Below are 9,467 nucleotides of genomic sequence, written 5' to 3' on the forward strand. Positions count from 1 at the left end.
CTCGCCATTTTTCTGGGTAGTCATCCGAATCTGCCTTGATTTAAAAGCATTTTGTAAATTTTGTTTGTCCAAAAAAGGTTTCAAACTGTCGAACTTGGGCAAGGGGCTGGCGGTATTTTTTAACAAAGAAAGCGACCCAGGATTTTTCCAGATCGCTTTTTACCAAAACACAAAAAGGCCAAGCATACCCTTTTCTGGGCACACTCGGCCTGTTTTTACAATGTCGTTCGTCCCATACGGACGTGCCCTTGTAACACGAGCGCACTTTTGCGGGAGCATCCACTCCCCTCCGCTTTCACCCAACAGGTGTGCGGAGCCGGACACATAGTGCCCGTTTTCTCGGCCCTCCGCCCGATCGTGGCATCTGCACGTGACGGTTCCCCGCTCACAGTGCATAGATGGTATGCGCATACCCGGTCTTCCCTGTGGGTTCACCGGTTCAAACAAATGTTCTATGTATAGCATACAAAGAATAATGGCAAGGAAAAATGTGGATGGAGGAAGTCCCTTTTTTAACCTCCCCATTTTAAGAACATATGTTCTGTTGACAGGCTAAAAAATTAAGGCCGGGAGTACCGACCTTTTTGTTGAAGCCTGCAAAACACGATAGCAAATCGTATTGGGACTTGTTTACATACCAACGATATTCCCGTCCGTCTTGGCGTAACAACGTAAACCGTGAAACGTGATCCGTAATCCGGTTCCGTCATACTCCACTTGTTCACTTATTGAATAAATCTAGCTTGCCCATCTAATTGCTCCGTGTCCGCAGGCCGCTGGCCTTGTGGCCAGCCGTGAAGGATGGTCAAACCATCCCTCAAGGCTGAACACATCAGCTAAGATAGTTTTCCGCTCCCGGAAACTCTATCTCCACCTGATAGTTTTTCTTGTCTATCAACTGGCTGAGTCTGGTGACCTTTTTCTCCAACTCAATGGCTTTTTTCCTCATTTCCTCCGGATCATACAGAGCACGGACAACCATTGGTGTGCTTCCGTACCCCATGTCGACCTCTTCCTTTTTCCGTCCGGCCAGGATTTTCAGTTCGGCTATCTCACTTCGTATCTGTTTGGCCAACTCAATGGCCTCTATGATGGTATATTTCTCCCCTTCCCATTCCAATGTTTCCGTGATATTGGCTTTGGCCAAGAGCACGTCCAGATGCCGGAAATCCTGCCGGGCGGCAATAGCATGTAGAAAAACAAGGGGGTGGAACGAAAATAGACAACCCCTCATTTTTGGTAGATCGACTCATTCTTAACCCAAACGTGTTCACTGCTGTCCCATTCAAAAAAACATCTGGTCAATCTCTTTTTCGTTCATCAAATCCTCATCCGTTGTCGCCCGTATCCTGAGGTCGGACAAAAACGGATCCAAAGGAGACAGATGTTCCAGTTTCTCCGTGACAACAATGATTCTCTGTTCCGGGTTCTTGTTCCATTTCAGATACAGCATCAGATCATACACATCATCACGGGCCACATAGATGTAATACAGCTTCTCCCCGACCTGTTATGGCTCCAACAAGATCAAGAGAAAGAACAATGGACGGTTCAAAATCACTAAACACGCTGTACAGTTTAAAAAAGACTATGCGTTTTAAAACGTCTTCTGTCTGCCAACTGAGCCAATAGTTAGGTGGAAGATGAAAGGCATGAATGGTTTGTACCCAGGGTGTAGATCGGGGTAGGCTTGTCTCCTTGAAAGAAATCATGACACATCAGCAAATTGTAACTGTGACAGGCTCTTGATTTTCTTCTTGTTGTAGAAACCAAACAGGCTTTTTAGCTGCATGCCGCCAATGTTGGCGACGGCGTACAGCATATGGTAATGCTCCTTCGGAATCTCTATCTCCCGTGATTGGCCTCGCTCCCACCAACCTTGAAACAGCAACACCCGTAATAAACCACCAATTATCACTTCGTTTTTCCCTCACTGACTGGTCATCCATTAAATCCCTACTTCCCAAGCCTATAACCAACCGCCTCGGCAATATCCTCTTCTTCTATCAAGTCATGCCCGTTCAGATCGGCAATGGTGCGGGCTACCTTCAAAATCTTGTGGTATCCCCGCATGCTTAACTGGAGATGCTCAAAAATCTCCCGCATAAAGTCTTCCGCCTCTTTGGTTAATTGACAAGTTGCTTTTACCTCTTGAACGGTTAGCAATCCGTTCGGCTTGTCATTTTTGGTGCGCTCCTGTTTGAACAACAAAGCTTGTTCAACCCGCTGGCGAATATTTGATGTACTGTAATGGTCATTATGTGGCGTAGCTGTACAAACAATCTCATCATAACTTAACAATGGCACGTCCACCTGCAGATCAATGCGATCCATAATCGGACCGGACAGTTTGGCCCTGTAGCGCTCGATTTCATTAGCTGTACAAGTGCAGGGATGCTTCTCAGTCTCATAGCCATAATAGCCGCAAGGACAAGCGTGTAGTTCAAACCTATGGTAACGACATTGTAAAACGGGAAAATACGCTTCTTGAAAAGCAATTTCTTTATCAGGATGAAGATACTCCCGGTATTCATATTAGAAAAGCTCGGTTGGAGAAAAATCTGTATATTCATGAATTGGCCAAGCTGGCTGGGATGACTCCACAAGGTGTTGCAAATATAGAAAGAAATGTTTATGAAAGTAAAACCGGTCTAAAGGTTGCTGCTGCAAAACCAATATTCGATTACGTCTATGTAGGAAGGAGACTCACCTAATGTAATCTGATCTGCTGGTTTTCGTAATATATACCCTCCCTCTCGGCCGCCTTTTGACTCAACGATACCCGCACTCGCTAACAGTCAGTCCGGGATCTCCAGAACGTGATTTTACTGTTAACTGTGGCGAAGCCGGTGAACAACTGGACGTGGAATTAGATAAAATTCTCTATGAAGCCGAACAGCGAATGATTGATCATTTACGGCATTATACGATTACCGATGTCATGGAACGAGTCGAATATTTCATGATCTCTTCAGCAAGAGACTTATCAAACAATGACTGACCAATTATAATGTACTTAAATAAGTTGCAATTATGTCTGCGTTCTTATTTTGGTATAAATGTGCCTTTTATAAGCACATATAAAAAGGAGGTTTAAGGAGATGAAAATAACCGTATTTGGATCATCCGGTCCTTTAGGAATTGAGTTAATCAAACAGGCACTTGATAGGGGACACGAGGTTATTGCTTATGCCAGAAACCCGAAAAAGTTGCATGATCATACCCACGAGAGATTGACAATCATCGAGGGAAAACTGACTGACCAACAAAAAATCGAACAAGCTGTAACAGGGGTGGATGCGGTAATCAGTGTTTTAGGACCAAAAGGAAGATTGAAGGACACCGAATTGAGCGATGGTATTCAAAATATAATTGAATCGATGAATAAAGTTGGAACCAAACGGCTTGTCGCACTTTCCACCGGAAGTGTGAAGGATCCACAGGATCGCTTTGATTTAACGTACAGCATTCTGGTATTACTGATCAGAATAATCGCAAACAGTGCCTATCAAGAAATTATTCGAATGGGAAAACTTATTCGTTCGTCAAATTTAGACTGGACCCTTGTGCGTGTTGGCTTTTTGAACGATGATGGCGTTAAACCGGTAAAAGTCGGTTATTACGGACATGGCAATGTCAATGTGAAAATATCAAGATCGAGTGTTGCCAAATTTATGCTGGATCAAGTAGAATCTGGAGAATATATAAGAAAGTCACCTGCAATCAGCAACTAGCACTTATTAATGATGTAAATTGATCGCATATATAAAAAGAGCAGCGGTATGATGTCAAGAGACTAATTTGACACTCATGTTTTTGTGGCTATTATATTCAATTTTAAAGTCAGGGAGATTTTAAGGATCTACACCAAACATAGTGCTTAACAAGATTTAGAGTGAAAAATTGAAAAACATTTGTACACTCCATAAGATGGTTGTGCGACCAATCCAACTCGAGGAATGACAAGATGCACAACAAATATACGATCTTTTCGTCAAATTTACTAGAAGTGAATGTTCAACACGATATAGAATTTAAGTCGCGGATCGGTTTAACGTGACTCGTTACGTGATCGAGGTCCTTCTTAACGTGTGCGGCAGATTTACTTTATTTTGCCGAGCCTGATGAGATCATTTCAAGGTTTAATGTCTCAAACAGGCTTCTGCCTATGAGTCTGTAAAGTGATTTGTTTGTACCGTTTCACGGTTGCTTAGCCCCAGGCGTTGTTGGATGATTAGAGAGCCAAGTGCAACACGAACAGAAACGGCTTTTTGTCCTTTGAAAGATTTCTTAAACGATTGAGTCTTTTCCTCTGCTTTCCACCACGGAATGAGGTTGGCCAGGATCACCCACCGGTTTTCTTTATTCAATTTCCCACCAAAAGGCAAGAAAAAATCGTCTGGCAAAACAAGTTGGTTTTCGGTCATCTGATACAAACGGGTAACCTCCAAGTGCAAGTTTAAAGGAATTTCAAGATTTCCTTGCACTTATATTCGACAAAAAATACTCAAAATCCTTGGTATTACTCACATTTCCTTTTGTTCAGCAGACCCTAATAAAAGGAACATCGCCTTCATTCCCGTTTCAACATAGCCAGCATCGGTTCATCACTAAACAAAAAGAATGGCTGTCCTTTTTTCCCCACATGGGACAGCCATTTATCATTTTAACCGACTGGAGTTTTAATGTTCCGTTGTTAAGCCACTTGTTGATTTTGCATCTCTACTGGGAACGTGCTGGGGACCACAGGGTTTTGCGTTTGTTCCAGTTCTTCTGTGGCCGCCCAACAAAGAAAACTCCTCAACCTTCCGTACCTCGATCATTTATTTTTCGATGGGTCCATCTGTCATTTCTTGTTCAGCCTCATTGAATTTCTCCATCGCTAGCTTCCATTTCTTACGGAACCCCTTCAAGCTTTCAACTAAACTATATATAACAGGGATGACCACAAGGGTTAAGAGTGTTGAACTAAACAAACCTCCAATCACGGCAATGGCCATCGGCGCTTGAATTTCTGCACCTTCACCTGCGCCAATTGCCAGCGGAAGTAAACCTAGCATCGTTGTCAGAGCTGTCATGATAATCGGGCGTAATCTCGTCAGACCGGCTTCAACTAACGCTTCTCTTACTGGCAGACCTCTTTGCCTTAATTGGTTGGTGTAATCAATAAAGACAATGGCGTTGTTGACCACAATCCCTACAAGAATAATAATCCCGATAAAGGCGGTAATCCCGAAGGAATACCCTGTGGCAAGAAATGCTAAAATGACACCTGTAATTGCAAGTGGCAGTGTAAACATGATAATAAAGGGTTGCACTAATGATTCAAATTGACTAGCCATGACCATATAAACGAAGACAATGGCTAAAATCATGGCTAAAAACAAGGAGTCAAAGGACTCATCCATTATTTCAGCCCCACCGGTCATTTTGATGGTATATAATTCCGTATCAATATCAAGGTCATCAATCATACTTTTTATTTCTGATTGAACTTTGCTTGCAACTGTTCCAAATGCCTCGCCCTCAAACTTGGCATTGATGATGATGGAATCTTGCTGGTCCTCTCGTACAATGGTAACTGGACCTTCTCCTCTTACAACTTCACCTAATTCTTTTAATGCTACCTCTTGACCCGAAGGAGTAGGCATCATTAAATTTTCAATTGCTTCTTTAGAATTTGATACGTCTTGCAGTTGTACTCTGACCTCGGTATCAAATATCGTTCCTGCTATTTTCCCTTGTAACGATTCATTCACAAATGACGCCACTTGATAGGTTGTTAATCCATATTTAAATGCTTTTTCTTTATCGACGATAAATTGATACTCAGGCTTTCCTGTCTCAATACTATTCGTCACGGTACTAATTTCACTCATGTCATTTAATCGTTTCTCAAGTTCTTCTGTGTATGCTTTAAGCTGTTCTCCATCGGGACCCAATAGCAAAATTTCAACAGCATTTGGTGCACCGCTCATGGCCTCCAGCGAGTTGCTTAGGTTAAAGGTCATATTGGGGTTATGTTTTACTGATCCTAATTTTGATTCAAGGTCACTCATCACCCGTTCTGTTGAACGACTACGTTCTTCAGAATCCACAAGTCTGACCATGATTGTCGCTCTATTTTCTCCGCTACCAAGTACAGAAGCCATCAGGGGGTCATCATTTCCAATGGTAACCGTCACGACATCAATATCAGGATGTCGAAGAGCTTCCATCTCAATTTCTTTGACCACTTCTAATGTCTGTTCAAAAGTTGCACCCTCTGGAAGCTCTACATCAATGGAGAACATCCCTTCATCCTGAGTCGGCATTAATTCAGTATCCAATTTAGGCACTAAAGCCAATGAACCGACTAATATCATCGTGGCAATAAGTAAAGTAACCATACGGTGGTCTAAAGCCCAATTAATAATGCTCTTATAGAATTGGTTTTCTTTTGTTTTCTTCACTTTATCGGGTTTTAAAAGCAGTGCTGCCAGTACCGGAACAACGGTTAGGGCAACAGCCCAAGATGATAATAACGCAAATGTAACTGTTAATGCTAATTCTTTAAATAAATCTCCAACCATTCCGCCAATAAATACGACAGGAAGAAAGACGGAGAGAGTGGTTAACATAGATGCTGTGACAGCACCACTGACTTCCGTTGCCCCGTCTATGGCTGCTTCTTTACGCGTTTTTTCTTTTGTTAGGTGACGATAAATATTTTCGATAACAACAATGGCATTATCGACAAGCATACCAACACCTAATGCTAATCCACCAAGAGACATGATATTAAGCGTCATGCCTGAAAAGTACATTAAAACAAAAGTTGATATCACTGAAAATGGAATCGCAATGCCAACAATTAATGTGGATTTCACTGAGCGTAAAAAACCAAGTATGACCGCCACCGCAAAAATTCCACCAAATAAAAGTGCAAGGGAAACGTTTGATACTGCCTTTTCAATGACATCGCCTTGGTCACTTGATACGGTAAAACGCAGGTCACTATGCTTGTTCTGAATCTCTTCCAAACGTTCTTTTACATTTTTTGATACTTCGGCAGTATTGGCAGTCCCTTCCTTTTGAATACTGATTAACAAACTTTCTCTTCCATTATTCCTTGCAATTGAAGTTGTATCTTTTTTCGCCAATTTAACTTCTGCAATGTCTTCTAATGTGATCACTTCGATTTCTGGTCCAGATGAAACAATGCTAACTGGCAATTGCTTTAAAGCATTAATGGACTCGACTTTACCAAAGACACGAAGATTTAATTTTTCATTTTCTTCTTCAACAATGCCTCCTGGGAAGGTTAAATTGTTTCCTTGGATCAGTTGAACAACTTCAGCTTGTGTAAGGTTATACCGCTTTAAACTTTCCTCATCCAGATTGACCACAATTTCTTCATCAAAACCACCAGATACGCTGACATTGGCGACACCATTTATACTTTGAAGCTGTGGCACAACCACCTCGTTGACTACTTCTTGGACAGATTCTATTTCTTGACCATTTGATACCGCAACCTGAATAATGGGCATCATGGTTGGGTCGAATTTTACAATCATTGGCCGCTCTACACCATCTGGGAGTTGGAGCAAACCTAACCTGGAATTTAAATCTTCCCTTACCTCTGACATGTCCATGCCCCAGTCATATTGGGCAATAACAAGGGAAGAATTGGAACTGCTCCGAGATTGCATCCGTTGGAGACCTGGACTGGTTCCCACGATATCTTCAATGGGTTTTGTGACCATTTCTGCCACTTCTTCAGGTCCAGCACCAGAGTAAGTAGTCATCACAGCAACGACAGGTGGATTCATATTTGGCATTAGGTCCAGCTTTAATCCGGTCAATGAGACAAACCCTAATAACAGGACTAAACACATCATCATGATGGTTGTTACAGGATTTTTAACTGCAAACTTGGGCAATTTCATGATTGTTCTCCCTCCGCCTTAGCTTTAACAATAATAGTTGCTAATTTTTCATACACCTTAACTAAACTCTCCAGTTCAGAACGTTCTAACTGAGACAAATATTTTTCCATGATTTCGTTTCGCTTGCGAAGAGACTTCTCGAGAACCCTTTGTCCCTTTTCGGTCATTTTGATATAAACGACACGCCGATCTCTTCCATCCCTTTCTCTTGTCACAATTTCATTTTTTATCATGCGGTCAACCATTGCCGTAATCGCACTGGGTCTTACTCGAAATTCTCTAGCTAGCTCTGATGAGGTCATGCGTCCTTTGTTTTGGAGGATTGTCAATAAAAAATATTGATCGCCTGTCAAGCCTTCCTCTAGATGTTCGGATAATTCAGGCCCAAGCATGCGCATAATGGTATAGAACGACCGTTCCAAACGGCCAATGTACATTGCTAACTCTTCTCTATGCATACATTCCCTCCTCTAAACTTAAACAGGTTAATATTTAAATGCGTGAAATAAATTCACAACTGACTACAGTGTAATGCCCTTAATTCTTTTTGTCAAGTTCATCATCGCGCTTGTGTTGTTCGTCTGTGATATGTCATATTGTAACGCGTCTGTGAAAATGTCACTATGGGACAGGAGAAGATTACAATGAGCAAAAAAGAACTGATGCGTTACAAGGTAGTTAGTCGGTGGATTGATGGTCTAATAACAGGGAGTGAAGCTGCTGAACTGTTGAATTTAAGCTATCGCCAGGTTTGCCGCCTGAAAAAACGCATACTTGAGGAGGGAGAAACTGGGGTCATACACAAAAACAAAGGGCGCAAACCGGCTCATGCCTTGGATGATGAAGTCCGCCAAAGGATTCTAGAACTTCACCAAAGTGAAGGATACAAAAACTGTAATGATGTTCATTTTGCTGAATTACTGGTCAAATATGAAGGGATAGAGGTTAGCTCTTCTACCGTGCGTCGCATACGCCTTGCGGCCCGGATCAAAGCCAAGCGCAAACGCCGCTTCAAAGGTCCATCGCCCGCGAAAAAGGAAACCCCAGGCCGGCATGCTGGTTCAGATGGATGGCAGTTTTTATCGTTGGCTGGAGGATCGGGCAGAACCATGTGTCTTTTGGCCGCTATTGATGATGCCACAGGAAGAATTGTGGCCGCTGTTTTCCGTCCACAGGAGGACACTGAAGGATATTTCCTCTTAACCCGGCAAATGATTGAACGGGAGGGCATCCCAATGAGTATCTATTCCGATCGGCACATGATCTTCCGTTCCCCTCATGACAAGCTCACTATTGAGCAAGAACTGGCAGGGGAGTCCAAGCCATTGTCGCAATTTGGCCAAGCACTGAGAGATCTTGGCATTGAACACATCCAGGCCCATACCCCACAAGCCAAGGGACGGATAGAACGGCTGTTTGAAACACTCCAGGACCGCTGGATTGTAAAAATAAATGTTAAACTCCTCAATATAATCAGTTAAAAATTCCCCACCACATGCCGACATTCTCTCCGAGAGGAGAGAAAATCTATGGTTA

10 protein-coding genes and 1 pseudogene are annotated in these 9,467 nt (G+C 42.6%); 3 read left to right on the forward strand and 8 right to left on the reverse strand.

Going from position 1 to position 9,467, the window contains the following annotated elements:
* Nucleotides 1-832: 832 nt before the first annotated feature.
* From J2S00_RS19510 to J2S00_RS19525, 4 genes are all read right to left on the reverse strand, one after another.
* The gene (locus J2S00_RS19510; protein WP_307343908.1) at nt 833-1,234 is read right to left on the reverse strand and encodes a hypothetical protein; all 402 of its coding nucleotides are present in this window, start codon (nt 1,232-1,234) and stop codon (nt 833-835) included.
* A 51-nt stretch (nt 1,235-1,285) separates the two neighbouring features.
* Nucleotides 1,286-1,480: a hypothetical protein gene (locus J2S00_RS19515; protein ID WP_307343912.1), complete on the reverse strand. Its 195-nt coding sequence runs from the start codon at nt 1,478-1,480 to the stop codon at nt 1,286-1,288.
* Nucleotides 1,481-1,708: 228 nt separating this feature from the next.
* Entirely contained in the window at nt 1,709-1,918 is a 210-nt protein-coding gene (locus J2S00_RS19520; protein WP_307343915.1) for a hypothetical protein, read from the reverse strand.
* 38 nt (nt 1,919-1,956) lie between these two features.
* On the reverse strand, nt 1,957-2,499 hold the full coding sequence (locus J2S00_RS19525) for a magnesium chelatase subunit ChlI family protein (protein ID WP_307343931.1): 543 nt from the start codon (nt 2,497-2,499) through the stop codon (nt 1,957-1,959).
* Nucleotides 2,500-2,534: 35 nt separating this feature from the next.
* Between J2S00_RS19525 and J2S00_RS19530 the strand changes: the two genes are divergently transcribed.
* Entirely contained in the window at nt 2,535-2,714 is a 180-nt protein-coding gene (locus J2S00_RS19530) for a helix-turn-helix domain-containing protein (protein WP_307343934.1), read from the forward strand.
* Here J2S00_RS19530 and J2S00_RS19535 read toward each other — a convergent pair.
* Complete coding sequence (locus J2S00_RS19535; protein ID WP_307343937.1) at nt 2,652-2,798, reverse strand: Rrf2 family transcriptional regulator; 147 nt, start codon at nt 2,796-2,798, stop codon at nt 2,652-2,654. The two genes, J2S00_RS19530 and J2S00_RS19535, sit on opposite strands and share 63 nt — an antisense overlap.
* Before the next feature lie 303 nt (nt 2,799-3,101).
* Between J2S00_RS19535 and J2S00_RS19540 the strand changes: the two genes are divergently transcribed.
* On the forward strand, nt 3,102-3,734 hold the full coding sequence (locus tag J2S00_RS19540) for an NAD(P)-dependent oxidoreductase (RefSeq protein ID WP_307343918.1): 633 nt from the start codon (nt 3,102-3,104) through the stop codon (nt 3,732-3,734).
* A 456-nt stretch (nt 3,735-4,190) separates the two neighbouring features.
* Here the strand turns inward: J2S00_RS19540 and J2S00_RS19545 are convergent.
* The 3 genes and pseudogenes from J2S00_RS19545 to J2S00_RS19555 form a co-directional block, all read right to left on the reverse strand.
* Nucleotides 4,191-4,436 (reverse strand): annotated as a pseudogene (locus tag J2S00_RS19545) (transposase); the annotation flags it as partial.
* A gap of 387 nt (nt 4,437-4,823) precedes the next feature.
* A complete protein-coding gene (locus J2S00_RS19550; RefSeq protein WP_307343923.1) occupies nt 4,824-7,931 on the reverse strand; it encodes an efflux RND transporter permease subunit in 3,108 nt (1,035 codons plus the stop codon).
* Nucleotides 7,928-8,389, reverse strand: coding sequence for a MarR family winged helix-turn-helix transcriptional regulator (locus tag J2S00_RS19555; RefSeq protein WP_307343925.1), 462 nt, complete (start codon nt 8,387-8,389; stop codon nt 7,928-7,930). Before J2S00_RS19555 ends, J2S00_RS19550 begins: the two co-directional genes overlap by 4 nt.
* A 186-nt stretch (nt 8,390-8,575) precedes the next feature.
* On the opposite strand from J2S00_RS19555, the gene J2S00_RS19560 reads away from it, so the two are divergent.
* Nucleotides 8,576-9,412, forward strand: coding sequence for an ISNCY family transposase (locus tag J2S00_RS19560; RefSeq protein ID WP_307343928.1), 837 nt, complete (start codon nt 8,576-8,578; stop codon nt 9,410-9,412).
* Nucleotides 9,413-9,467: the final 55 nt, after the last annotated feature.

The sequence above is a fragment of the Caldalkalibacillus uzonensis genome, assembly GCF_030814135.1.
Classification (GTDB): Bacteria; Bacillota; Bacilli; order Caldalkalibacillales; family Caldalkalibacillaceae; genus Caldalkalibacillus; species Caldalkalibacillus uzonensis.